General features: G+C 69.4%; 21 protein-coding genes, 1 tRNA gene and 1 pseudogene. 10 read left to right on the plus strand and 13 right to left on the minus strand.

Translation table 11 applies throughout. From position 1 onward, the window contains the following. Positions 1–70: 70 nt before the first annotated feature. Positions 71–1,318, minus strand: coding sequence for a pyridoxal phosphate-dependent aminotransferase (locus tag AC230_RS25420; protein WP_049718629.1), 1,248 nt, complete (start codon positions 1,316–1,318; stop codon positions 71–73). 237 nt (positions 1,319–1,555) lie between these two features. Between AC230_RS25420 and AC230_RS25425 the strand changes: the two genes are divergently transcribed. The 10 genes from AC230_RS25425 (at position 1,556) to AC230_RS25470 (ending at position 14,893) form a co-directional block, all read left to right on the plus strand. Next, a tRNA-Trp gene (locus AC230_RS25425) sits at positions 1,556–1,628 on the plus strand. A gap of 102 nt (positions 1,629–1,730) precedes the next feature. Next, entirely contained in the window at positions 1,731–2,018 is a 288-nt protein-coding gene (gene secE, locus AC230_RS25430; RefSeq protein ID WP_049718630.1) for a preprotein translocase subunit SecE, read from the plus strand. Between the two features lie 96 nt (positions 2,019–2,114). Beyond that, complete coding sequence (gene nusG / locus AC230_RS25435; RefSeq protein WP_049718631.1) at positions 2,115–2,960, plus strand: transcription termination/antitermination protein NusG; 846 nt, start codon at positions 2,115–2,117, stop codon at positions 2,958–2,960. A gap of 142 nt (positions 2,961–3,102) precedes the next feature. Then, entirely contained in the window at positions 3,103–3,537 is a 435-nt protein-coding gene (rplK, locus tag AC230_RS25440) for a 50S ribosomal protein L11 (protein ID WP_030412999.1), read from the plus strand. Between the two features lie 84 nt (positions 3,538–3,621). Next, positions 3,622–4,338, plus strand: coding sequence for a 50S ribosomal protein L1 (rplA, locus tag AC230_RS25445; RefSeq protein WP_049718632.1), 717 nt, complete (start codon positions 3,622–3,624; stop codon positions 4,336–4,338). Positions 4,339–4,481: 143 nt separating this feature from the next. Beyond that, positions 4,482–5,438, plus strand: coding sequence for an SCO4651 family lipoprotein (locus AC230_RS25450; protein WP_049718633.1), 957 nt, complete (start codon positions 4,482–4,484; stop codon positions 5,436–5,438). A 281-nt stretch (positions 5,439–5,719) separates the two neighbouring features. Continuing rightward, positions 5,720–6,250, plus strand: coding sequence for a 50S ribosomal protein L10 (rplJ, locus tag AC230_RS25455; RefSeq protein ID WP_049718634.1), 531 nt, complete (start codon positions 5,720–5,722; stop codon positions 6,248–6,250). Between the two features lie 107 nt (positions 6,251–6,357). Continuing rightward, positions 6,358–6,747, plus strand: a complete 390-nt coding sequence (gene rplL / locus AC230_RS25460; RefSeq protein WP_049718635.1) for a 50S ribosomal protein L7/L12 — start codon at positions 6,358–6,360, stop codon at positions 6,745–6,747. A gap of 639 nt (positions 6,748–7,386) precedes the next feature. Further along, a complete protein-coding gene (rpoB, locus tag AC230_RS25465) occupies positions 7,387–10,869 on the plus strand; it encodes a DNA-directed RNA polymerase subunit beta (protein WP_049718636.1) in 3,483 nt (1,160 codons plus the stop codon). Between the two features lie 124 nt (positions 10,870–10,993). Continuing rightward, positions 10,994–14,893, plus strand: a complete 3,900-nt coding sequence (locus AC230_RS25470) for a DNA-directed RNA polymerase subunit beta' (RefSeq protein WP_049718637.1) — start codon at positions 10,994–10,996, stop codon at positions 14,891–14,893. Positions 14,894–15,054: 161 nt separating this feature from the next. On the opposite strand, the gene AC230_RS25475 is transcribed toward AC230_RS25470, so the two are convergent. From AC230_RS25475 to AC230_RS25525, 12 genes and pseudogenes are all read right to left on the minus strand, one after another. Next, on the minus strand, positions 15,055–15,312 hold the full coding sequence (locus tag AC230_RS25475; protein ID WP_049718638.1) for a hypothetical protein: 258 nt from the start codon (positions 15,310–15,312) through the stop codon (positions 15,055–15,057). Then, positions 15,309–15,533 (minus strand): hypothetical protein, encoded by a 225-nt coding sequence (locus AC230_RS25480; RefSeq protein ID WP_049718639.1) that lies wholly within the window; start codon positions 15,531–15,533, stop codon positions 15,309–15,311. Before AC230_RS25480 ends, AC230_RS25475 begins: the two co-directional genes overlap by 4 nt. Beyond that, positions 15,530–15,823, minus strand: a complete 294-nt coding sequence (locus tag AC230_RS34405; protein ID WP_277816934.1) for a peptidoglycan-binding protein — start codon at positions 15,821–15,823, stop codon at positions 15,530–15,532. The genes AC230_RS25480 and AC230_RS34405 overlap by 4 nt, the downstream gene beginning before the upstream one ends. Next, positions 15,809–16,357: pseudogene (locus AC230_RS25485) on the minus strand (glycoside hydrolase family 25 protein); the annotation flags it as partial. The gene AC230_RS34405 and the pseudogene AC230_RS25485, both read right to left, overlap by 15 nt. Next, a complete protein-coding gene (locus AC230_RS25490) occupies positions 16,354–17,391 on the minus strand; it encodes a peptidoglycan-binding protein (protein ID WP_049718641.1) in 1,038 nt (345 codons plus the stop codon). The pseudogene AC230_RS25485 and the gene AC230_RS25490, both read right to left, overlap by 4 nt. Before the next feature lie 86 nt (positions 17,392–17,477). Beyond that, positions 17,478–17,810, minus strand: coding sequence for a hypothetical protein (locus AC230_RS25495; protein ID WP_049718642.1), 333 nt, complete (start codon positions 17,808–17,810; stop codon positions 17,478–17,480). 30 nt (positions 17,811–17,840) lie between these two features. Beyond that, positions 17,841–19,328 carry a hypothetical protein gene (locus AC230_RS25500; RefSeq protein ID WP_049718643.1) on the minus strand — a complete coding sequence of 496 codons (1,488 nt, stop codon included), beginning with the start codon at positions 19,326–19,328 and terminating at the stop codon, positions 17,841–17,843. Positions 19,329–19,356: 28 nt separating this feature from the next. Next, on the minus strand, positions 19,357–20,079 hold the full coding sequence (locus AC230_RS25505; protein ID WP_049718644.1) for a hypothetical protein: 723 nt from the start codon (positions 20,077–20,079) through the stop codon (positions 19,357–19,359). Then, on the minus strand, positions 20,060–21,202 hold the full coding sequence (locus tag AC230_RS25510) for a hypothetical protein (RefSeq protein WP_049718645.1): 1,143 nt from the start codon (positions 21,200–21,202) through the stop codon (positions 20,060–20,062). Before AC230_RS25510 ends, AC230_RS25505 begins: the two co-directional genes overlap by 20 nt. Next, complete coding sequence (locus AC230_RS25515) at positions 21,199–22,341, minus strand: hypothetical protein (RefSeq protein WP_053161377.1); 1,143 nt, start codon at positions 22,339–22,341, stop codon at positions 21,199–21,201. The genes AC230_RS25510 and AC230_RS25515 overlap by 4 nt, the downstream gene beginning before the upstream one ends. A gap of 52 nt (positions 22,342–22,393) precedes the next feature. Next, positions 22,394–23,362, minus strand: coding sequence for a phage distal tail protein (locus AC230_RS25520; protein WP_049718646.1), 969 nt, complete (start codon positions 23,360–23,362; stop codon positions 22,394–22,396). An 11-nt stretch (positions 23,363–23,373) separates the two neighbouring features. After that, positions 23,374–24,555: a hypothetical protein gene (locus AC230_RS25525; protein WP_157868658.1), complete on the minus strand. Its 1,182-nt coding sequence runs from the start codon at positions 24,553–24,555 to the stop codon at positions 23,374–23,376. Positions 24,556–24,586 lie beyond the last annotated feature (31 nt).

Below are 24,586 nucleotides of genomic sequence, written 5' to 3' on the forward strand. Positions count from 1 at the left end.
CGACCGGAAGGGGCTTTCCCCGAAGGGGGGAGGGCCGCCCCGGAATCCGGGACGGCCCTCCGCGGGGGACTCAGCCGCGCGCCTCGGCCAGCAGCTTCTGGATCCGGGAGACGCCCTCGACGAGGTCCTCGTCGCCCAGCGCGTAGGACAGCCGCAGATAGCCCGGCGTGCCGAACGCCTCGCCCGGGACGACCGCGACCTCGGCCTCCTCCAGGATCAGCGCCGCCAGCTCCACCGAGGTGGCCGGCCGCCGCCCGCGGATCTCCTTGCCGAGCAGCGCCTTCACCGAGGGGTAGGCGTAGAAGGCGCCCTCGGGCTCGGGGCAGACGACGCCGTCGATCTCGTTGAGCATCTGCACGATCTTCCGCCGCCGGCGGTCGAAGGCGGTCTTCATCTCCTCGACGGCCTTCAGGTCGCCGGAGACGGCGGCCAGCGCGGCGCGCTGCGCCACGTTGCTCACGTTGGACGTGGCGTGCGACTGGAGGTTCGTCGCGGCCTTCACGACGTCCTTCGGGCCGATGACCCAGCCCACGCGCCAGCCCGTCATGGCGTACGTCTTGGCGACGCCGTTGACGACGACGCACTTGTCGCGCAGCTCCGGCACCACCACCGGCAGCGACGAGAACTCGGCGTCGCCGTAGACCAGGTGCTCGTAGATCTCGTCGGTGAGGACCCACAGCCCGTGCTCCGCCGCCCAGCGGCCGATGGCCTCGACCTCGGCGCGCGAGTAGACGGCGCCGGTCGGGTTGGAGGGCGAGACGAAGAGCAGCACCTTGGTGTGCTCGGTGCGGGCGGCCTCCAGCTGCTCGACGGAGACCCGGTAGCCGGTGGTCTCGTCGGCGACGACCTCGACCGGGATGCCGCCGGCGAGACGGATCGACTCGGGGTAGGTCGTCCAGTACGGCGCGGGGACGATGACCTCGTCGCCCGGGTCGAGGATGGTGGCGAAGGCCGCGTAGATGGCCTGCTTGCCGCCGTTGGTGACGAGCACCTGGGACGCCTCGACCTCGTAGCCGGAGTCGCGCAGCGTCTTGGCGGCGATGGCCGCCTTGAGCTCGGGCAGGCCGCCGGCCGGGGTGTAGCGGTGGTTCCTGGGGTCGCGGCACGCCTCCACGGCGGCCTCGACGATGTAGTCCGGGGTGGGGAAGTCCGGCTCGCCGGCACCGAAGCCGATCACCGGGCGCCCGGCCGCCTTGAGGGCCTTGGCCTTGGCGTCCACGGCGAGCGTCGCGGACTCGGAGATCGACCCGATGCGGGTGGAGACCCGGCGGTCGGTGGGTGCCTGCGCGGCGGGGAAGGGAGCGGTGGCATCGGTCATACAGGCATCGTCGCAGACCGGGCACGAACCGGGCGCCCGCATTCCGGGAAGCGGTACGGGAGCGGTAGGGGAACGGTGGGGGACGGCCCGCGGGGCCCTTTCCGGAGGTCGCGGCGGTATCTGTTCGACGCGGGGGCGGGAAGCACGTACACTCATGCGTCGTTGGCCCCTCCACGGCGAATCGGCCACGGGCACACCGTGCTTCCGGCCGGATGCGGTACGTTGGGGGAACCACAAAGGGTCGTAGCTCAATTGGTAGAGCACTGGTCTCCAAAACCAGCGGTTGGGGGTTCAAGTCCCTTCGGCCCTGCTACACGCATCGTCACCGAGGTGCGTGCGTACGCACTGATGCACCGCCGTGCGGCTCAACCGGGCGCGGCACGGCCACGACCCGGATTCAGGTGAGGACGTAGTGACGGAAGCCCTGGGCTCCACCGCGACGCCTGAAAGCGGTCGTCCCGAGGACGAGGTCGCCGTCAAGAAGCGCCGCGGCGGCAAGCGCGGCAAGAAGGGCCCCCTGGGCCGCCTCGCGCTGTTCTACCGCCAGGTCGTGGCGGAGCTCCGCAAGGTCGTCTGGCCCACCCGCAGCCAGCTCTCGACGTACACCACCGTGGTGATCGTCTTCGTCGTCATCGTCATTGGTCTCGTGACCGTGATTGACTATGGGTTCAGCAACGCCGTCAAGTACGTCTTCGGCTGAGCCCGCCCGCGCGCAGGGCGGCCGGCCCCGGGAGTTCTTCCGGGCAGCCGCCTTTTTGCACGTTCCACCCTTTGAAGACCAGGAAGAAGCAGCCACGTGTCTGACCCGAACCTGAACCCCGACGCCGCCGAGCCCGTCGAGGCGGCAGAGGCCGACGTGGACGCGGCTGTCTCGGCCGAGGTCGAGGGCGACGCTGCGGCCGCTGCGCAGGAGCCGGCCGAGGGCGCCGGCGAGGAGGCCCCGGCCGAGGCCGCGGAGCCCGCCGCCGAGGAAGCCCCGGAAACCGAGGCCGCCGAGGAGGAGGCCGCCGAGGAGCCCGAGGCCGTCGACCCGGTCGCCGCGCTCCGCGAGGAGCTGCGCGGGCTGCCCGGCGAGTGGTACGTCATCCACACCTACGCGGGCTACGAGAACCGCGTGAAGACCAACCTCGAGCAGCGCGCCGTCTCGCTGAACGTCGAGGACTACATCTTCCAGGCCGAGGTGCCGCAGGAAGAGGTCGTCCAGATCAAGAACGGCGACCGCCGCACCGTCCGCCAGAACAAGCTCCCCGGCTACGTGCTGGTGCGCATGGACCTGACGAACGAGTCCTGGGGCGTCGTCCGCAACACCCCGGGTGTCACCGGCTTCGTCGGCAACGCCTACGACCCGTACCCGCTGACCCTGGACGAGATCGTCAAGATGCTCGCCCCGGAGGCGGAGGCCAAGGCCGCCAAGGAGGCCGCCGAGGCCGAGGGCCGCCCGGCCCCGAGCCGCAAGGTCGAGGTCCAGGTGCTGGACTTCGAGGTCGGCGACTCGGTCACCGTCACCGACGGTCCGTTCGCCACCCTCCAGGCCACGATCAACGAGATCAACGCCGACTCGAAGAAGGTCAAGGGCCTCGTCGAGATCTTCGGCCGCGAGACGCCGGTCGAGCTGAGCTTCGACCAGATCCAGAAGAACTAGCCACAGGCGTCCGAGGGGCCAGACCGGCAGCGGTCTGGCCCCTCGGTTTTTGGCCCGGCCACGTTACCCGCTATCGTGGTGCGGTATGCCCGCGAGCAGTGTGTCGTGGGCAAAAAATTCTCACCAGGACCCGGAGAGAGCAATGCCTCCCAAGAAGAAGAAGGTCACGGGGCTCATCAAGCTCCAGATCCAGGCCGGCGCCGCCAACCCGGCTCCGCCGGTCGGCCCCGCGCTGGGTCAGCACGGCGTCAACATCATGGAGTTCTGCAAGGCCTACAACGCCGCGACCGAGTCGCAGCGTGGCATGGTCGTGCCGGTGGAGATCACGGTCTACGAGGACCGTTCCTTCACCTTCGTGACCAAGACCCCGCCGGCCGCGAAGCTGATCCTCAAGGCCGCGGGCGTGGAGAAGGGCTCCGGCGAGCCGCACAAGACCAAGGTCGCCAAGATCACCCGCGACCAGGTCCGCGACATCGCCACCACCAAGATGCCCGACCTGAACGCCAACGACCTGGACGCCGCCGAGAAGATCATCGCCGGCACCGCCCGCTCCATGGGCATCACGGTCGAGGGCTGATCCCTTCACCCCGCCTTCTGGCACATCCCCGTGGAAGGGCCGGCGCTGGCCCGCACCACGACTCCAAGAAACTGAGGAGTTTCAGTGAAGCGCAGCAAGACTCTTCGCAACGTGGACGCGAAGATCGACCGGGAGCGCCTGTACGCCCCGCTCGAGGCCGTCCGCCTGGCGAAGGAGACCTCCGCCACCAAGTTCGACGCCACCGTCGAGGTTGCCCTGCGCCTGGGTGTCGACCCGCGCAAGGCCGACCAGATGGTCCGCGGCACCGTGAACCTCCCGCACGGCACCGGTAAGACCGCCCGGGTCCTGGTCTTCGCGACCGGCGACCGTGCCGAGGCCGCGCGTGCCGCCGGCGCCGACATCGTCGGTGCCGACGAGCTGATCGACGAGGTCGCCAAGGGCCGCCTGGACTTCGACGCCGTCGTCGCCACCCCGGACCTCATGGGCAAGGTCGGCCGCCTCGGCCGCGTGCTCGGTCCCCGTGGCCTGATGCCGAACCCGAAGACCGGCACCGTCACCCCGGACACGGCCAAGGCCGTGACCGACATCAAGGGCGGCAAGATCGAGTTCCGTGTCGACAAGCACGCGAACCTGCACTTCATCATCGGCAAGGTCTCGTTCGACGAGAAGTCGCTGATCGAGAACTACGCCGCGGCGCTGGAGGAGATCCTCCGTCTGAAGCCGTCCGCCGCCAAGGGCCGCTACGTCAAGAAGGCGACCCTGACCACCACCATGGGCGCCGGCATCCCGCTGGACCCGAACCGCACCCGCAACCTGCTGGTCGAGGACGAGGCCGTCTGAGACCGCGCACGCGGCGCGTGACCGAGGGGCCGGCCCCCGCACCTTCCCGGTGCGGGGGCCGGCCCTTTCTTGTTGCCCCTTTGTCGCACCCCTGGGTTATCGTTCCGGCGAACGAGCACAGCAATCTCCAAAAGGTGGGGGACATGGCCAGGTCCACGGTGCGCCGCATAGGTATTTCGCTTTCCGCGGCCGCGATTCTCGTCGGCGCCGTCGCATGCGACTCCGACGACAAGAAGGACGACAAGAAGAGCGACAAGAGCGCCTCCCAGGGCGCCGCCAAGGGCTCCGACGACCGCAGCCCCGTCCAGGCCCTCCAGGCGGCCTACAAGAAGACCAGCGCCGTCAGGTCGGCCAAGGTGCACATGACCGTGTCCGCGACCGGCAGCAAGCCGTCCGAGAGCGGCGAGATGGTCATGGACGGCGTCATGGGCTGGAACCCCAGCCGGATGGACATGACGATGTCGGGCGCCCCCGCCATGGCCGGCGGCGGTGCCGGCACCGGCAAGACCCGCATGATCATGGTGGACGGCGTCCTGTACACCGAGATGCCCGCCGCCTCTATGAAGGACGCCCCCGAGGGGCTGCGCGGCAAGAAGTGGATGAAGCTCGACTTCAAGGACGCGCCCAACGCGGCCATGCAGCAGCAGCTGACCTCGAAGATGGACAACGCCAACCAGGACCCGGCCAAGCAGATGGCCGCCCTGCTGGACTCGCCGAGCCTCAAGCGCGTGGGCCCGGAGAAGGTCAACGGCGTCGACGCCCAGCACTACAAGGGCACCCTCACGCTCGACGAATTGCTCAAGGGCAACGAGTCCGCCAAGGTCATGGACGCGAAGGACCGCCAGAAGTTCCTGGACGCCGCCAAGCAGGCCGGCATCAAGGGATACGACACCGAATTCTGGGTCAACGGCGACGACCTCCCGGTGAAAATGATCATGGGGATGGACACCGCCCAGGGCAAGATGAAGATCACCGCCGATTACACCGATTACGGCACCAAGGTCGACGCCGCCGCGCCGCCGGCCGACCAGACCGCCGACTTCGCCCAGATGATGAAGGACCTGGCGAAGAGCATCGAGGACGCCAAGAAGCAGTCCTGACCGGATTTGCCTCCGCGCAGGTCGTTCACCTATCGTGTTCCGGAAGCCAAAGACCGCTGGTCGTTGCTGTGCCTTCGCTCGAAGGCGTGGTGGCCGAAGGATCCGCTAGCTGCGGGCGACCTGCGCAGGTGATTGTGGTTGAACTCCCACTGGGCGGCTGGATGCCAGTTGCTCACCGTGGTCGAGTCACGCCCCGAGCGCCCGCGCCGGGGCGTTTCGTTTTGCCCAGGTCCCTTCTCGCGCCTATGCGGTCCGAATCACCCGGAAGGAGGCCGAGGCTCATGGCGAGGCCCGACAAGTCTGCCGCGGTTGCCGAGCTGACGGACAAGTTCCGCAGCTCCAACGCCGCCGTGCTGACCGAGTACCGCGGTCTCACCGTGGCGCAGCTCAAGACGCTGCGCCGTTCGCTCGGTGAGAACGCGCAGTACGCCGTGGTGAAGAACACGCTGACCAAGATCGCGGCTGGTGAGGCCGGGATCACGCTGGCGGACGAGCTTTTCGCTGGTCCGACTGCGGTCGCCTTCGTCACCGGTGACCCGGTGGAGTCGGCGAAGGGTCTTCGTGACTTCGCCAAGGAGAACCCGAATCTCATCATCAAGGGCGGTGTCCTTGATGGCAAGGCGATGACCGCCGATGAGATCAAGAAGCTTGCGGACCTCGAGTCCCGCGAGGTTCTGCTCAGCAAGCTGGCCGGTGCCATGAAGGGCAAGCAGTCCCAGGCTGCCTCCCTCTTCCAGGCGCTGCCGACGAAGCTCGTCCGCACCGTGGACGCGCTGCGCGCCAAGCAGGCCGAGCAGGGCGGTGCCGAGTAATTCGGCTCGCGCAGTGACCGGCGCCACCCGGCACCGGTCGTAGCGGGCCGTACGCCCGCCGACATGTACATCCCGGCACCTGCCGATTTAGTGGAAGGACCGCCATCATGGCGAAGCTGACCAAGGACGAGCTGCTCGCGCAGTTCGAGGAGATGACCCTCATCGAGCTGGCCGAGTTCGTCTCCGCCTTCGAGGAGAAGTTCGACGTCACCGCCGCCGCTGCCGCGCCGGTCGTCGTCGCCGGCGGTGCCGCCGGTGGCGAGGGCGCTGCCGCCGCCGAGGAGAAGGACGAGTTCGACGTCATCCTCACCGCCGCCGGTGACAAGAAGATCCAGGTCATCAAGGTCGTGCGCGAGCTGACCTCCCTGGGTCTGAAGGAGGCCAAGGACCTCGTCGACGGCACCCCGAAGCCGGTCCTCGAGAAGGTCAACAAGGAGACCGCCGACAAGGCCGCCGAGTCCCTCAAGGGCGCCGGCGCCTCCGTCGAGGTCAAGTGACCCCACGGGGCCTGAGGGTCCCTGTCTGACTCGTCAGACGAACGAAGGGCGATCACCCATGCGGGTGGTCGCCCTTCGGCGTACCCGGGAGGGCTGCACGATGCCGCCTCCGGGGCGAGTATGGTGATCTTTGTTCGCCCCGTCGCAGGGCCCGGAACGGCGCGCCGCAGGGCCGCCGACGGGCCGCCCGGGGGCCGGAGGGCCTTGACGAACGGCACGTGGCGCGCAATTCTCAGTCCGCAGTGACGTGCGGAACCTCCCGAACACCGCCATCGGTTCACCGTCCGAGGCATGGAACGACGGCGGAGAGGGAAGTATCGTCGTGCACTTCCGGCGCCAGGCGGTCGCCGGGCGAGCCGGGCGCCGCGGTCGCGTCCGGCGGGTACGGCGAGGACAACAGGATCCCGGAGGGAGAGATTGGTATCGCACCGGTCTCGGGACATCCGCTCTGGACATCAGTGGGCCAAGTGGCTACACTGACCCTTTGCGCTGCCTGTTAGCTGCTCCCTGCCCGTCACCAGGGGCATGCCCACTGTCGAGCACCATTGATGGAAACCCCCTGACCTGGGATTTCTTATCGACGCACGGCGTGGGACCGGTACGCGCGCAGTGAGTCCGAGCCCTCGGAAGGACCCCCTCTTGGCCGCCTCGCGCAACGCCTCGACCGCCAATACGAACAACGGCGCCAGCACTGCCCCGCTGCGCATCTCATTTGCGAAGATCAAGGAGCCTCTCGAGGTTCCGAACCTCCTTGCGCTGCAGACCGAGAGCTTCGACTGGCTGCTCGGCAACGCCGCCTGGAAGGCTCGCGTCGAGGCTGCGCTGGAGTCTGGTCAGGACGTCCCCACCAAGTCCGGTCTGGAGGAGATCTTCGAGGAGATCTCCCCGATCGAGGACTTCTCCGGGTCGATGTCGCTGACGTTCCGTGACCACCGCTTCGAGCCCCCGAAGAACTCGATCGACGAGTGCAAGGAGCGCGACTTCACGTACGCGGCCCCGCTCTTCGTCACCGCCGAGTTCACCAACAACGAGACCGGTGAGATCAAGTCCCAGACGGTCTTCATGGGCGACTTCCCGCTCATGACGCCCAAGGGCACCTTCTGCATCAACGGCACCGAGCGTGTCGTCGTCTCGCAGCTGGTCCGTTCCCCCGGTGTCTACTTCGACTCCGCCATCGACAAGACGTCCGACAAGGACATCTTCACGGCCAAGATCATCCCGTCCCGGGGTGCCTGGCTGGAGATGGAGGTCGACAAGCGGGACATGGTCGGTGTCCGCATCGACCGCAAGCGCAAGCAGTCCGTCACCGTCCTCCTCAAGGCCCTCGGCTGGACCACCGAGCAGATCCTCGAGGAGTTCGGCGAGTACGAGTCCATGCGCGCCACCCTGGAGAAGGACCACACCCAGGGCCAGGACGACGCGCTGCTCGACATCTACCGCAAGCTGCGCCCGGGCGAGCCCCCGACGCGTGAGGCCGCGCAGACGCTGCTCGAGAACCTCTACTTCAACCCCAAGCGCTACGACCTGGCGAAGGTCGGCCGCTACAAGGTCAACAAGAAGCTGGGCGCCGACGCCCCGCTCGACGCCGGTGTGCTGACCGTCGACGACATCATCGCGACGATCAAGTACCTGGTGAAGCTGCACGCCGGTGAGACCGAGACGGTCGGCGAGAACGGCACCTCGATCGTCGTCGAGACCGACGACATCGACCACTTCGGCAACCGTCGTCTGCGCAACGTCGGCGAGCTCATCCAGAACCAGGTCCGCACCGGTCTGGCCCGTATGGAGCGCGTCGTCCGCGAGCGGATGACCACCCAGGACGTCGAGGCGATCACGCCGCAGACCCTGATCAACATCCGGCCGGTCGTCGCCTCCATCAAGGAGTTCTTCGGCACCAGCCAGCTGTCCCAGTTCATGGACCAGACCAACCCGCTGTCGGGTCTGACCCACAAGCGCCGTCTGTCGGCGCTGGGTCCGGGCGGTCTCTCCCGTGAGCGGGCCGGCTTCGAGGTCCGGGACGTCCACCCGTCGCACTACGGCCGCATGTGCCCGATCGAGACGCCGGAAGGCCCGAACATCGGTCTGATCGGTTCGCTCGCCTCCTACGGCCGGGTCAACGCGTTCGGCTTCGTCGAGACCCCGTACCGCAAGGTCATCGACGGCCAGGTCACCGACGAGGTGCACTACCTGACCGCCGACGAGGAGGACCGCTTCGTCATCGCGCAGGCCAACGCGCCGCTGACGGACGAGCTCCGCTTCGCCGAGAACCGCGTCCTGGTCCGCCGCCGCGGCGGTGAGATCGACTACATCGACCCGTCCGAGGTCGACTACATGGACGTCTCGCCGCGCCAGATGGTGTCGGTCGCGACCGCCATGATCCCGTTCCTCGAGCACGACGACGCCAACCGCGCGCTCATGGGATCGAACATGATGCGCCAGGCCGTTCCGCTGATCAAGGCGGAGGCCCCGCTGGTCGGCACCGGCATGGAGTACCGCTGCGCGGTCGACGCCGGCGACGTCATCAAGGCCGAGAAGGACGGCGTGGTCCAGGAGATCTCCGCGGACTACGTCACCGTCGCCAACGACGACGGCACCTACAACACCTACCGGGTCGCCAAGTTCTCCCGCTCGAACCAGGGCACGTCCTTCAACCAGAAGGTCGTCGTGGACGAGGGCGCCCGCGTCGTGGCCGGCCAGGTGCTCGCCGACGGCCCGTCCACCGAGAACGGTGAGATGGCGCTCGGCAAGAACCTGCTCGTGGCGTTCATGCCGTGGGAGGGCCACAACTACGAGGACGCGATCATCCTGTCGCAGCGCCTCGTCCAGGACGACGTCCTGTCCTCGATCCACATCGAGGAGCACGAGGTCGACGCCCGTGACACCAAGCTCGGCCCCGAGGAGATCACCCGGGACATCCCGAACGTCTCCGAGGAGGTCCTCTCCGACCTCGACGAGCGCGGCATCATCCGCATCGGTGCCGAGGTCATCGGCGGCGACATCCTCGTCGGCAAGGTCACCCCGAAGGGTGAGACCGAGCTGACCCCCGAGGAGCGCCTGCTCCGCGCGATCTTCGGTGAGAAGGCCCGTGAGGTCCGTGACACCTCGCTGAAGGTCCCGCACGGCGAGATCGGCAAGGTCATCGGCGTCCGCGTCTTCGACCGCGAGGAGGGCGACGAGCTGCCCCCGGGCGTGAACCAGCTCGTCCGCGTCTACGTCGCCCAGAAGCGCAAGATCACCGACGGTGACAAGCTCGCCGGCCGTCACGGCAACAAGGGCGTCATCTCCAAGATCCTGCCGGTCGAGGACATGCCGTTCCTGGAGGACGGCACCCCGGTCGACATCATCCTCAACCCGCTGGGTGTCCCGTCCCGGATGAACCCGGGACAGGTCCTCGAGATCCACCTCGGCTGGCTCGCCAGCCAGGGCTGGAACGTCGAGGGCAGCGAGGAGTGGATGGAGCGGCTCAAGGCCATCGGCGCCGCCGAGGTCGCCCCGGGCACCAACGTCGCGACCCCGGTCTTCGACGGCGCCCGCGAGGACGAGCTGGCCGGTCTGTTCGAGCACACCGTGCCGAACCGCGACGGCGAGCGCATGGTGCTCCCGTCCGGCAAGGCCCGGCTGTTCGACGGCCGCTCCGGCGAGCCGTTCCCGGACCCGATCTCCGTCGGGTACATGTACATCCTTAAGCTCCACCACCTGGTCGACGACAAGCTGCACGCCCGTTCGACCGGTCCGTACTCCATGATCACCCAGCAGCCGCTGGGTGGTAAGGCTCAGTTCGGTGGCCAGCGCTTCGGTGAGATGGAGGTGTGGGCGCTGGAGGCTTACGGCGCCGCCTACGCCCTCCAGGAGCTCCTGACCATCAAGTCCGACGACGTCACCGGCCGAGTGAAGGTCTACGAGGCGATCGTCAAGGGCGAGAACATCCCCGAGCCCGGCATCCCCGAGTCCTTCAAGGTGCTCATCAAGGAGATGCAGTCCCTCTGCCTCAACGTGGAGGTGCTGTCCTCGGACGGCATGTCCATCGAGATGCGGGACACCGACGAGGACGTCTTCCGCGCGGCGGAGGAGCTCGGTATCGACCTGTCCCGGCGCGAGCCGAGCAGCGTCGAAGAGGTCTGACGGGTCTGACCGGGGGATCCCATGAGATCCCCCGGTCGTCCCCGGACCCCCAGACCACTGATGTAGAGCCCATACCTCGCTAGTGCGAGAGGGCACGAACCCTGAAAGAGGGATTGACGACAAAGTGCTCGACGTCAACTTCTTCGACGAGCTGCGGATCGGCCTGGCGACCGCGGACGACATCCGAACCTGGTCCCACGGCGAGGTCAAGAAGCCGGAGACCATCAACTACCGCACCCTGAAGCCGGAAAAGGACGGGCTCTTCTGCGAGAAGATCTTCGGCCCCACCCGGGACTGGGAGTGCTACTGCGGCAAGTACAAGCGTGTCCGCTTCAAGGGCATCATCTGTGAGCGCTGTGGCGTCGAGGTGACCCGCGCCAAGGTGCGCCGTGAGCGGATGGGCCACATCGAGCTGGCCGCCCCCGTCACGCACATCTGGTACTTCAAGGGCGTCCCGAGCCGGCTGGGCTACCTGCTGGACCTCGCGCCCAAGGACCTCGAGAAGGTCATCTACTTCGCCGCCTACATGATCACGTGGGTGGACGAGGAGCGCCGCACGCGCGACCTGCCGTCGCTGGAGGCCCACGTCTCCGTCGAGCGCCAGCAGATCGAGCAGCGCCGCGACGCCGACCTGGAGGCCCGCGCCAAGAAGCTCGAGTCCGACCTGGCCGAGCTGGAGGCCGAGGGCGCCAAGGCCGACGTGCGCCGCAAGGTGCGCGAGGGCGCCGAGCGCGAGATGAAGCAGCTGCGCGACCGCGCGCAGCGCGAGATCGACCGCCTCGACGAGGTCTGGAACCGCTTCAAGAACCTCAAGGTCCAGGACCTCGAGGGCGATGAGCTGCTCTACCGCGAGCTGCGCGACCGCTTCGGCACCTACTTCATGGGTGCGATGGGCGCCGCCGCGCTGCAGAAGCGCCTGGAGTCCTTCGACCTGGAGGAGGAGGCCGAGCGCCTCCGCGAGATCATCCGCACCGGCAAGGGCCAGAAGAAGACCCGTGCGCTCAAGCGCCTCAAGGTCGTCTCCGCCTTCCTGCAGACCCGCAACAGCCCCAGCGGCATGGTGCTGGACTGCATCCCGGTGATTCCGCCGGACCTGCGTCCGATGGTGCAGCTGGACGGTGGCCGCTTCGCGACCTCCGACCTGAACGACCTGTACCGCCGCGTCATCAACCGCAACAACCGCCTCAAGCGACTCCTTGACCTCGGTGCGCCCGAGATCATCGTGAACAACGAGAAGCGCATGCTTCAGGAGGCCGTCGACGCGCTCTTCGACAACGGCCGCCGCGGCCGCCCGGTCACGGGCCCCGGCAACCGTCCGCTGAAGTCGCTGTCCGACATGCTCAAGGGCAAGCAGGGCCGCTTCCGTCAGAACCTGCTCGGCAAGCGCGTCGACTACTCGGCCCGTTCCGTCATCGTCGTCGGTCCGCAGCTGAAGCTGCACCAGTGCGGTCTGCCCAAGGCCATGGCGCTGGAGCTCTTCAAGCCGTTCGTGATGAAGCGCCTGGTCGACCTGAACCACGCGCAGAACATCAAGTCGGCCAAGCGCATGGTCGAGCGCGGCCGCACGGTCGTGTACGACGTGCTGGAAGAGGTCATCGCGGAGCACCCGGTTCTGCTGAACCGTGCGCCCACGCTGCACCGCCTCGGCATCCAGGCCTTCGAGCCGCAGCTGGTCGAGGGCAAGGCCATCCAGATCCACCCGCTCGTCTGCACCGCGTTCAACGCGGACTTCGACGGTGACCAGATGGCCGTCCACCTGCCGCTCTCCGCGGAGGCGCAGGCCGAGGCCCGCATCCTGATGCTGTCCTCGAACAACATCCTCAAGCCGGCCGACGGCCGTCCGGTCACCATGCCGACCCAGGACATGGTGCTGGGCCTCTTCTTCCTCACCACCGACGAGGAGGAGCGCGAGGTCAAGGGCGAGGGCCGCTCGTTCGCGTCCGTCGCCGAGGCGATCATGGCGTTCGACGCCCGGGAGCTCTCGCTCCAGGCGAAGGTCGACATCCGCTTCCCGATCGGCACCGTCCCGCCGCGCGGCTGGACCCCGCCGGCCGCGGAGGAGGGCGAGCCGGAGTGGCAGCAGGGCGACTCGTTCCGCCTGCGCACCACGCTGGGCCGCGCGCTCTTCAACGAGCTGCTGCCCGAGGACTACCCGTTCGTCGACTACTCGGTGGGCAAGAAGCAGCTCTCCGAGATCGTCAACGACCTGGCCGAGCGCTACCCCAAGGTCATCGTGGCGGCGACGCTCGACAACCTGAAGGCGGCCGGCTTCCACTGGGCGACCCGTTCCGGCGTCACCGTGGCCATCTCCGACGTCGTGGTCCCCGAGGCCAAGAAGGAGATCGTCGCGGGCTACGAGGCCCAGGACGAGAAGGTCCAGAAGCAGTACGAGCGCGGTCTGATCACCAAGGACGAGCGCACGCAGGAGCTCATCGCGATCTGGACCAAGGCGACCAACGAGGTCGCCGAGGCGATGAACGCGAACTTCCCCAAGACGAACCCCATCTTCATGATGGTTGACTCGGGTGCCCGAGGAAACATGATGCAGATGCGGCAGATCGCCGGTATGCGTGGTCTGGTGTCGAACGCGAAAAACGAGACCATCCCGCGGCCCATCAAGGCCTCGTTCCGCGAGGGTCTCTCCGTGCTGGAGTACTTCATCTCCACCCACGGTGCCCGTAAGGGTCTCGCGGACACCGCCCTCCGTACCGCCGACTCGGGTTACCTGACCCGTCGTCTGGTGGACGTCTCCCAGGACGTGATCATCCGCGAGGAGGACTGCGGCACCGACCGCGGCCTCAAGCTGACGATCGCCGTCCGCGGCGAGGACGGCGTGCTGCGCAAGGCCGACGACGTCGAGACGTCGGTGTACGCCCGCATGCTGGCCGAGGACGTCGTCGTCGACGGCAAGGTCATCGCGCCGGCCAACGTCGACCTCGGTGACGTGCTCATCGACCAGCTCGTCGCCCACGGCGTCGAGACGGTCAAGACCCGCTCCGTCCTCACCTGCGAGTCCGCCGTCGGCACTTGTGCCTACTGCTACGGCCGCTCGCTGGCGACCGGCAAGCTGGTGGACATCGGCGAGGCGGCCGGCATCATCGCCGCCCAGTCGATCGGTGAGCCCGGTACCCAGCTGACGATGCGTACCTTCCACACCGGTGGTGTGGCCGGTGACGACATCACCCAGGGTCTGCCCCGTGTCGTCGAGCTCTTCGAGGCCCGTACGCCGAAGGGTGTCGCCCCGATCTCCGAGGCCGCCGGCCGTGTCCGGATCGAGGAGACCGAGAAGACCAAGAAGATCGTCGTCACCCCGGACGACGGCTCCGACGAGACGTCCTACGCGATCTCGAAGCGGGCCCGTCTGCTGGTGGCCGAGGGCGACCACGTCGAGGTGGGCCAGAAGCTCACCGTGGGTGCCACCAACCCGCACGACGTGCTGCGCATCCTGGGTCAGCGGGCCGTCCAGGTCCACCTGGTCCAGGAAGTCCAGAAGGTCTACAACTCGCAGGGTGTGTCGATCCACGACAAGCACATCGAGATCATCATCCGGCAGATGCTGCGCCGTGTGACGATCATCGAGTCCGGCGACGCGGAGCTGCTGCCGGGCGAGCTCGTGGAGCGCTCGCGCTTCGAGGCCGAGAACCGTCGTGTGGTGCAGGAGGGCGGTCACCCCGCCTCCGGCCGTCCGCAGCTGATGGGTATCACCAAGGCCTCGCTGGCGACGGAGTCCTGGCTGTCGGCCGCCTCCTTCCAGGAGACGACCCGGGTCCTGACGGACGCGGCGATCAACGCCAAGTCCGACTCGCTCATCGGTCTCAAGGAGAACGTCATCATCGGTAAGCTCATCCCGGCCGGTACGGGTCTGTCCCGTTACCGGAACATCCGGGTCGAGCCGACCGAGGAGGCGAAGGCCGCGATGTACTCGGCGGTCGGGTACGACGACATCGACTACTCGCCCTTCGGGACGGGGTCGGGTCAGGCGGTTCCGCTGGAGGACTACGACTACGGGCCGTACAACCAGTAAGGTTGCGCTCCTTTCGCGTTGCGCAGGGCGGTCGCCCCGGGGTTCCGGGGTGGCCGCCCTGCGGCGTGTTGTTTGGGGGAGTTTGAGGACCTCGCGGCGAAGCCGCGATGCCCCGCGCGGGAGCGCAAGAAACGGTGAAAGGGCGGGTCCGGGGCATCCCCCTACCGACCAGCCAGCTGCAGAAGCGAGATCGCCAGGCCCGCCAGGGCCGTCAGGGCCGCGATGCTGGCGAGCGGCCAGCGGGCCCGCTCCAGGGCGTCCAAGCGCTCCTCGTGGTCCGCGAGTTGACGGTCCGTCTGATCACTGCGCTGCACGAGCAGAGCCAACGACCCGTCCACCCGGGCGAACCCGGCCTCCATCGTCCCCCGCAACCGCTCCAGTTCGACCGCCACATCTGTCGGCGGCGTGAAGTTGCTCATGGGCGGCCCCGGTTGTCCGTACGCAGCCAGCCCGGCAGCACGTCCTGCACGGCCGGCAAGGCCATGACGCGGGCCAGGCCGCCCGCGACGGCGAGGGCGCCGGCGACCCACGGCAGGGACGCCGGGATCCCGGACGCCTCGACGATCGCGGGGAGCGCGACCGCGAGGGCGACGGCGGTCTGGAGGATCGTGCGCAGCGTGCGCTTCGTCTCGTCGGTCATGAGCGCGGCACCTTCAGCGCGTCCCAGCTCTTCGCGCCCGGCCAGCCGTCGGCGTCGGCGCCGCTGAAGCCGAGCTTCTGTTGCCAACGCCGGTACGAGGCGCGGTCGGCGTCCGTCCAGCGCGGCCCGGGGCCGTCGGCGTAGGCGGAGCAGCCCTCGGCGACGAGGCGGCGGCCCATGGCCGTGATGACGGGGGACACGGGGGAGGAGCGGAAGAAGTCCGCGCCGGGGAACGGCTCGTAGGCCGCGCGCGGCGGGGTGGAACCGCCGCCGCCCGCCCAGGCGCGCATCTCCGAACGGGACGCGAACCGCGCCACGTTGGTGTCCACCGGGTCGTCCGTGAACTGGTGGACCAGCCAGTCCGCTTCGATCCGCGGCGAGCCGGCGTCCACGTAGTCCGCGATCCACAGCCCGTCCCCGGCGTAGGAGGTGCTGTCCCGGTTCCGCCAGAAGTCGCGGTTGCAGTAGAGGATGACGCGGTGGCCGGGGCGGAGGGCCTTGACCTTGCGGAGGAAGGCGTCCTTCTCGGCGCAGGAGGCCGCGCCCGCGCCCGTGGACTCCCAGTCGCAGGCGAGGATGTCGCCCTCGACGGAGTCGCACTGCTCGACGAAGTGCTCGGCCTGGGCATCGATGTTGCCCGGGTGGAGGAAGTGGTAGAAGCCGACGACGAGTCCGGCACGGCGGGCGTGGTCGGCCTGGGCCTCCATGCGCGGGTTGACGTACGTCCGGCCCTCCGTCGCCTTGACGAAGACGAAGTCGAGGCCGTCGGTGGAGTAGGCGGACGACTGGTAGGACGAGACGTCGATGCCGTGGACGGTGCTCACTTTCCCTCCTTCACGGCCGGGACCTTCAGCGCGTCCCAGCTCTTCGCGCCCGGCCAGCCGTCGGCGTCCGAGCCGCTGAGGCCCAGCTTGCGCTGCCACTTGGCGTACGACCGGCGGTCGGCGTCGGTCCAGCGCGGGCCGGGGCCGTCGGCGTAGGCGGAGCAGCCCTCGGCGACGAGGCGGCGGCCCATGGCCGTGACGACGGGCGAGCTGGGGGAGGAGCGGAAGAAGTCCGCGCCGGGGAACGGCTCGTACTGCGGCCCGGCGGCCGGGACCTTGAGCTCGTCGCCGGGATGCAGCAGGTACGGGTCCTTGAGGCTGTTGAGGGAGGCGAGGCGGGGGACGGTGGTGTCGTGGTCCTCGGCGATGGCGGTGAGGGTGTCGCCGGGGCGGACGGTGTAGCGGGCGGTGGCGCCTCCCGGCGTGGCGGGCTTCTCCGGGGCGGAGGCCAGGCGCTTGGCGATGCGGGCGCGCATGTCGTCCATGCCGAAGCCGCGGGGGTCGATCTTCTCGATCGACCACTCCTTGTGGCCGATGACCGAGCCCGAACCCCAGCCGTGGGCGCGGCAGATGGCGGCCGAGACGCGCTCGATGGCCTCCAGCTGGGCGGCCGGCCAGGGGTCTGCGCCGTCGCCCTCGTTGATGCACTCGAAGCCGTAGAAGCGGACGTTGCCGTCGGTGTTCTGGACGGTCGGACGGGGGAGGGCGGATTCGCGGATGACGGCGTCGAGGACGGCGGCGTCGCCGCTGCCCGCGTGGTTGGTGCGGCCGTTGCCGACGAGGTGGACGGTGCCCTCCTTGTCGATCACGCCGTGGCAGAGCGGGCCGGGCAGCTCGTCGTAGCCGTCGTAGCAGAGGTCGACGGAGTCGCGGGTGCCGCTGGAGGCGGTGTGGTGGACGACCACGCCGTTGACGGGGCCCCAGGCGCCCTTGTGGTTGCGGTTGTGGTTGCGCCAGTCGCCGACCTCGACGACGGTGACGCCTTCGGCGCGGAGGGCGGCGAGGAACTGGTCTGCGGAGAGGGGGGTTGCCATGCGGGTGTCTCCTTGCGGGAGTGACAACGGGCGTGCCCCGCACCGCGGAGTCGCGGTGCGGGGCACGCCCGGGGGGTGGGGGAGGGTCAGGCGGGGACGGCGTAAGTGACGCGGATGGTGAGGGGCACGGTCCAGGCGGCACCGGGTACGTCGGTCAGCACCTTGAAGCCGAGGTCACGTACCGTCCAGCCGAGTCCGTCCTCCGTCGGTTCGCCGGTGACCAGTGTGCTTCCGTCGAGGTACGCCTTGCCGTCTTCGCACGTCGGCTTGCCCAGCCGCTGGCTCGCACCGAGGATCAGAGCGCCTTCCGGGACACGTACGGTGAAGGGGCCGCGTGCATAACTCTCGGTGATGCCGAACGTCTCCGTGCGGGCCTCGAGCGCCTTGACGGCGCCGGTGAAAATGGAGCGCGTCTCCATGGGCGGTTTCCTTCCCTAGGGTTGGGGATGTCAGGCGATCGCAGCCCAGATGGCGTTGGCGTCGTCGATGACCGTGGACGGGTTGAACGAGGTGGGCAGCGACGTCTGGCCGGTGGCGGGGAGGCGGCAGTGGCGGACGAAGCCGCCGGGCATCCGGGCCCCTCCGGCCGGGCGGAGGCCGAAGTTCGCCGCGACGGCGAAGCCCGGGCCGTCCGTCTTGGTGGCGGGCCCGTTGACGACCATCGCCACCCAGTAGCAGCCGGGCTGCGCGACGTACGGCGCCGTGAGCGGCAGGGCGACGGTGGTGCCTTCGAGCACGCGTGGAAAGTTGTCCTTGAGCGAGGGCGTGAGCGCGACCCGCTTGCCGGTGGCGTCGTACAGACCCGCGTACGACGCGGCGCCGAGCGTGTTGCCGGCGTAGCCGTGGATGTAGAACGCGATGTTGTTGATCTCCGTGGGCGTGCGGAGCACGAGGCCCATCAGGTAGACCTGGCCCGGCGAACAGTACTGCGGTGAGCCGGGGTTCTTGTCGCCGGCTACTGTCGTCGACATCGACGCCGTCGCCGGATCGAACGTCCACGCCTTGAACCCCAGGTCCGTCGGACCCCAAGTCCCCGGCGTACCCAGGGCGTCGACGTAGCTCTTGCGGACCAGGTGGTCGCCCGAGGTCGGATCGGCCTTCGCCGTGGGGACGTTGGTGAACGTCTTCGTGCCGGAGACGGTCTGGTCGCCGGTCAGCGTGACGACCGAGCCGGCCGCCGCCGCGCCCAGCGCCGTCGCGTCCAGGACGACCTGGCCCGTCCGGCCGTTGACCGAGAGCACGGCGGCCGACTGCTGGACGTACCGCAGGTCGGCGGCCGCCTGGTCGAGGGCGCCCACGTCGGAGGCGACGAGCTTCACGTCGCCCTTCTTGTCGTTGACGGACGACACGGGGGCGACGGCCCCCGGCGGGAGCTGGGCGGCGGGCACCTTGCCGGACGCGTCGAGGGCGGCGACGCCGCCGGCCCGGCCGACGGAGGCGGCGGGCACGGCCTGGACGTCCGCGGCGGCGAGCGTGATCGCGGCGGCGCTCTTGCCGTTGACGGACTGGACGAGCCCGGGGGCGCCGGCCGGACCCGCCGGGCCGGGGTCGCCGGCCGGGCCGGGCGGCCCGGGGACGGCGACGTAGTGCGGGGCCTCGGGGTCGACGGGGGCGAGGTCGGCGAGGTCGACCGTCTTCTGCGCGGCGGGCAGGACGATGTCGTACGTCCGGTTCACCGGCAGCCCGGACAGCGCCTCGACGACGGTGTACGTCCAGCCGGCCGGGTTCATGCCCGGGGTGTCGGTGGCCGGCAGGACGGCCTTGATGCGGCCGTCGCCGTCGAGCGGGGCGGTGATCGGGCCGCCGAGGATGGTGTCGCTGCCGGTGTGGGTGAGCAGCGTCGGGGCCCGGAAGGTGACGTTGCCGCTCAACGGCAGGCCGTCCGGGGTGAGATAGCGGGCGGTGACGGTCACCGTGGGGATGGTGTTGGGCAACACGTGGATGTCTCCAGTGAGTCGGGAGAGGTCAGGACTTGAGGCCGTAGAGCGCGCCGGGCGAGCAGGCGACGGTGGCGCCCGGCGTGGTGACGCGGGCCTGCACCTCGAAGGTGACGCGGGTGTCGAAGGGCACGCCGACGGGCGCGGTGAACTCCAGCCGGCCGGTGCCGACCGGGCCCACCTGAACGCCGTTCACGAGGAGCCGCACCTCGCCGCCCTCCGTCGCCTCGACGAGGCAGTGGAGGCTGGGGTGCTGCACGATGGCGTCGGTGCGGTAGAGCGTCGTCCAGTCGGCGGACGACGTCGACTCCCAGCGCGCGGGGCTGGCGGCGGCCGGCTGCGGATACGGGATGTAGGGCCGGGCCAGGCCCTCGCCGGAGGTGTCGTCGGCGACGATCGCGTTGCTCTTGCCGTCGAAGATCCGCACCGACTGGCGCGGTTCGATGTCCGGCGCCTCGGAACGCACCGCCATCGCGACCGATCCGTCGTCGCGGCGCAGCATGAAGCCGGTCTGCCCCCGGCCGTCGGGCCGGTTGGGGAAGACGTCGGGGCTCTTGCCGATGTAGAGCAGCTCGGCGCCCTTCTCGCCCTCGCTGTCGCGGACGGCGAGCTGGCCGCCGTCGCTGATGACGACGTTGCCGCCCTGGACGCGGTCCATGGCGGGGCGGGTGTTGGCGCTGCCCATCAGGCCGCGGACCTGGCGTTCGAGGGCGCGGAGGCGGTCCAGGAGGTCAAGAGGAATCGCGGCCATAGGTCTTCTCCTCCAGGATGAGCTTGGCGGTCTCGGCCTTGCCGCGGGACGGCGGGCTGACGGAGAGGCCCACCACGCGGAAGCTGCGGTCGGGGGCTTCCTCGTGCCAGCCGTCGCGGATGCGCAGCCGGACCCGGGAGCCGATGAGGGCGGGGCTGATCCGGTCGTCCATGCGGATGGTGACCTCGGGGATGAACTCCGGGCGGTGCATGCGGTCGAGCGCCGCGCGGGCCAGGTCGTCGAGCAGGGCCTTGTCCTGGACGCCGCTCTGGTCGTCCGTGAACTCCAGCCTGGGCCAGCCCTCTTCGAGGTCCGCCACCTGCACCTGGGGGTCCGACAGTTGCGGCACGGAGGCGGACGCCTGGTCCCGGTTGGCGGACTCGCCGCGGATGACCACGACGTTCGCCTGGACGGTGGCGTCGGAGGGCAGGCTGTAGGTGAGGATCTGTCCGGGACGGTCGAGGACGATGTCCTCCCGGCCGGCCTCGATCTTGGGGCAGCCCAGCTGGAGGCGCTTGACCCGGCGGCCCGTCCCCGGGTCGCGGAAGCAGTGGATCCGCCACTCGAAGCCGTTCCGCCGCTTGCCGAGGTTGTCGATGATCTCCTGCACCCGCATGAGGTCGGTGTAGGCGAACTCGATCTCCGGGTACTCGACGTGGGACATGTCGCCGGTGAAGGTGATCCCGATGTTCCCGCCCCGCTGGGACTGGACGTCGGAGATCAGCTCGCGGACGATGTCGAACTGGTCGCGGTTCTTGAAGACCTTCTTCTCGGGCAGGATCCGGTGGTCCAGGTAGGAGTCGAACGTCCCGGCCTGGATCTGCACCTGGAGCCGGCCGCGCTCGTCCCCGGACGCCGTGGTCGTCCACAGGATGCCGCCCCACCAGATCTCGGAGCCGCGCTCCAGCCAGACCGCGGTGCGGCCGGGCCGGAGCGCGGCGCGGGCCCGCCGGGCCAGCGCCTCGTCGGGGAGGGGGACGGTGCCGCGGAGCGAGCCCGCCTTGCCGATGTAGTCGTCGAACTCGACGTCGGTGAGCGGGAGGGCGTCGATGACCCGGTCGGTGAGCAGGTCGCAGAACAGGGCCCGGTAGGTGACGTCGGCCTGCGGCGTCGTGCGCCTCATGCGTCGACCTCGTAGGAGCCCCACACCTCGTACCAGGAACCGTCCTGCGGGGTGGCCGGGTAGTCGGCGTCCACCCAGATGCCGGTCGCCCTGCCGTCCGTGGCGCTGCAGGACCAGCCGCGGGCCACGCCGGTGCCGGCCGGGACGCGGGTGGTGAACGCGTCCTTGGCGGTGGTCTTGTAGACGTAGCAGCCGCCGAAGTAGTACCCGCCGCCGTCCGGTCCGGTGCGGGCGCGGAAGTTGCCGGGCATGGCGAGGGACGGCGGGACCGGGAGGGTCAGGAACCAGTTGCCGTTCTGGCCGGCACCGCCCCACTTGGTGGTGGAGCCGATCCGCAGCGAGGCGTAGAACTGCACCTGCGGGCCGTCCTGGATGTACCGGCCGCTGATCGAGCCGTTGCCGATCTGGGGCGAGACCTTCCCTTCCTCGGCACCCCACACCGGCTGGTACTCCTGCCACGTCGGACGCATGTCCCGCCACGACTTGCCGTCCCAGCGCTGCAGGCCGCGGCCGTTGTCGCGGTACTGGCCCGGGTAGGCGCCGGGGTAGCTGACGCCCCGGTCCGCGGGGATGATGCCGCCGACGGCGACGGTCGCCTGGCGGCGGTCGATCACCGCGGTGCTCCAGTCGATGCCGCCGTTGCCGGTGGAGGCGCCGGCCTTGACGAAGACCTCGGCCAGCGGCAGGCAGGCCGCGGGCACCGCCGGGGCGACCGGGTAGGCGGCGGGGAGGCCCGGGACGATCTCGATGACGGCGCCGGTCCTGCCGGAGGCGTCCTGCTGGTCGTCGTAGATCCGCAGGACGACCAGGTCCACGCGGGGGTTGCCGGCGTCGCCGTCGGCGAAGGTGATGCTGGTGGTCTCGGGGACGTAGACCGGGTAGGCGCCGGCCGCCGGGGAGCCCTGGACGACCGCGCGGCCCGGGTTGACCTTGGTGCTCATGCCGGTGCCGTTGTTGTCGACCCAGAGGCCGTCGATGTAGCGGCTGCCGTCCGCGGAGCCGGGGATCACTCCGGGCCGGGAGGTGAGGGTGCCGGTCGGGGCCATGGTGCCGAGCGGGGAGAGCCGGGTGTCCAGGCGGGACTGGCCGCCCTCGCCGTTGCCGTCGGTGTTGAGCAGCCACGCACTGCCGATGTTCATGTCGTTCTCCAAGGGGTGGTGTGGGTACGGGACGTCGTCGGCGCGACGGCCGTCACCAGTGGGCGTTGCGCCAGGTGACGGTCACCGAGGCGCCGTCGCCCGGGGCGCCGGGCTCGGCGCGGAAGGCGAACTGGTTCTCGCCCGGGGCGAGTTGGAAGAGCTGCTCCGGCGTCGAGAACGGTGTCGCGGTGTGCAGGCGCGAGGCGGTGCCGTTGAGCGTCACGGTGCCGCTGTTGGTGTCGATGGTCAGGACGTCCGACGGGGCGAGCGTGATGTCGTACTCGATCCGCAGGCCGTCGCTGAGGCGGACGAGGGACGGGCGGGTGACCTGGCCCCGGAACTCGATGACGGGGCTGGTCGGCGCGTCACCGGTGTTGACGGCGGTGACGAGGCCGGCGGAGCCGCTGCGGCCCCAGTCGAGCGGCCACTTCAGGCTGTCGGTGCCGTTCCTGTCGGTGCCGCCGTTCTCGCCGTTCCCGCCGCTCCCGTGCCGCCAGGTCAGGCCGCTCTCCGGCTGCGGCAGCCCGGCCCGCGCGACCTGCTCCTCGATGCCGAAGCGGCGGGGGTCGGCGCAGACCCACTGCACGGTCGCCTTGGCCGCGCCCCGGGTGGCGAACATCCGGTCGTGCGGGACGACGCGCTGGGTCACCCGCGCCCGGCAGGCCAGCGTCTCGCCGTGCAGGCGCACGGCCAGCCACTGCTCGCCGGTGTGGACGGCGGTCGCGGCGTTGAAGGCGCGGGTGACGGCGGCGGCCTCGGACCGGTCCTCCGGCAGGAGCCAGATCGGCGCGGTGACGGTACGGGACTGGGACCACAGCGAGCCGGGCCAGGCGCCGTGCTGGTCGGGGCGGAGGACGTCCCCGCTGTCCAGCCCGGGCAGATCCGCCCAGCCGGTGAGTCCGCTGTCCGCGACCTGGTAGTCGGTACCGGGGCCGATCAGCAGTCCGGCCCACTGGATCTGCCCGTCCTGGGTGATCAGTGAGCCGGGAGGCTGTTGTGTGGTTGTGGTGGTCGGTGGCATGTGAGGGGGCCTCACCTTCTGCTGCTGTGGGTCTGTGCGAGGAAGAGCAGTTCCTCCGCGATGCCGTGGGAGCCGCGGCCCTCGGGCTCGTGGTAGGCGGCCAGGCGCGGCCTGCCGGTGGCCGCCGCGCCGGCCAGTTCCCTGGTGCGGGCGAGGAGTTGGCCGAGCTTCGACATCGGGAGGACGGCCTCGGCCTCGCCGGCCTCCGCGAGGATCACGGGGACGCCGCCGTCGCGCGGGGAGACGATGCCGCCCTGCGCGAGCATCGGGATGCGGTCCAGGTCGAAGCCGAACTTCTTGCCGAGGAGACTGACGTGGACGGTGTTCAGCGCGTCGATCACCTTGTTGGCGAAGCCGATGATCCCGTTGACCGGGGCCTTCAGGATGCCGACGGCCATGAGGAAGCCGGTCTTGATGAACTCGCCGAGCCCGTGGATGAGTTGCTCCCACGCCTTGCCCGTGGCCTTGACTCCGCCGGAGATGTCGCCCGTGAGGAACTTCTTCGCCGGTTCGAGGAAGAGCTTGATGCCGGCGAAGACGCCGGTGACGAGGGCGAGGCCGAACTCGATGTGCGGCTTGATCACCGCCATGGCGCCCGAGATCATGCTCGACGCCGCGGAGAACACCTCCTCCATGATCTGCTTGCCGGTCTCCGAGTTCATGGCGAACTCGATGAGCTGCCCGGCCATGGGGAGGAGGAGGGTGGCGAGGAGGGCGAGGGGGTTGCCCTTCATCACCAGGTTCACGGCCTGCATCACGCCGCTGGCGATCCCGGTCACGGTGGAGAACTTTCCGACGAGGCCGGCGAGTTTGCCGCCGAGCTTGCCGAAGAGGGCCAGGCCCTTGGAGAAGGCCGCGTTGCGGAGGTTGAAGCCCTTTTTCGAGCGGTTGACCTGCTGGACCGCGGTCGCGTTCTTCCGCAGGCTGCCCGTGGCCTTGTTGCTCTCCCTGCCGTTGTTCCCCGCGGCCCGTCCCGCGCCGTCCATGCCTGTCGCGGCCTGCTTGAAGGGCTGGGTGATCTGGGCCGATCCACGGTTGAGGCGATCGAGGACGCGGGAGGTGGAGACCACCTGCCGGGTGCCCGTCTGCACACTACGTACGATCCGCCCGAGGGCCGAGGCGAAGCCGGCGAAGGCTCCGGAGGTATTGGCGAGTGGGTTGCGGGGGAGTGCCGTTGCGACTGCCGCCGCCATGGGGTTTCCTCCTTTCCTTCGTTGGTGCCGA

The organism is Streptomyces caatingaensis (assembly GCF_001187435.1).
GTDB lineage: Bacteria > Actinomycetota > Actinomycetes > Streptomycetales > Streptomycetaceae > Streptomyces > Streptomyces caatingaensis.

Coding starts and splice junctions, on each gene's coding strand:
- AC230_RS25420 (WP_049718629.1), bottom strand. CDS start 1,318: ATGACCGATGCCACCGCTCCCTTCCCCGCCGCGCAGGCACCCACCGAC.
- rplK (WP_030412999.1), top strand. CDS start 3,103: ATGCCTCCCAAGAAGAAGAAGGTCACGGGGCTCATCAAGCTCCAGATC.
- AC230_RS25450 (WP_049718633.1), top strand. CDS start 4,482: ATGGCCAGGTCCACGGTGCGCCGCATAGGTATTTCGCTTTCCGCGGCC.
- rplJ (WP_049718634.1), top strand. CDS start 5,720: ATGGCGAGGCCCGACAAGTCTGCCGCGGTTGCCGAGCTGACGGACAAG.
- rplL (WP_049718635.1), top strand. CDS start 6,358: ATGGCGAAGCTGACCAAGGACGAGCTGCTCGCGCAGTTCGAGGAGATG.
- AC230_RS25475 (WP_049718638.1), bottom strand. CDS start 15,312: ATGAGCAACTTCACGCCGCCGACAGATGTGGCGGTCGAACTGGAGCGG.
- AC230_RS25480 (WP_049718639.1), bottom strand. CDS start 15,533: ATGACCGACGAGACGAAGCGCACGCTGCGCACGATCCTCCAGACCGCC.
- AC230_RS34405 (WP_277816934.1), bottom strand. CDS start 15,823: ATGCGCGCCTGGGCGGGCGGCGGCGGTTCCACCCCGCCGCGCGCGGCC.
- AC230_RS25490 (WP_049718641.1), bottom strand. CDS start 17,391: ATGGCAACCCCCCTCTCCGCAGACCAGTTCCTCGCCGCCCTCCGCGCC.
- AC230_RS25495 (WP_049718642.1), bottom strand. CDS start 17,810: ATGGAGACGCGCTCCATTTTCACCGGCGCCGTCAAGGCGCTCGAGGCC.
- AC230_RS25505 (WP_049718644.1), bottom strand. CDS start 20,079: ATGGCCGCGATTCCTCTTGACCTCCTGGACCGCCTCCGCGCCCTCGAA.
- AC230_RS25510 (WP_049718645.1), bottom strand. CDS start 21,202: ATGAGGCGCACGACGCCGCAGGCCGACGTCACCTACCGGGCCCTGTTC.
- AC230_RS25515 (WP_053161377.1), bottom strand. CDS start 22,341: ATGAACATCGGCAGTGCGTGGCTGCTCAACACCGACGGCAACGGCGAG.
- AC230_RS25520 (WP_049718646.1), bottom strand. CDS start 23,362: ATGCCACCGACCACCACAACCACACAACAGCCTCCCGGCTCACTGATC.
- AC230_RS25525 (WP_157868658.1), bottom strand. CDS start 24,555: ATGGCGGCGGCAGTCGCAACGGCACTCCCCCGCAACCCACTCGCCAAT.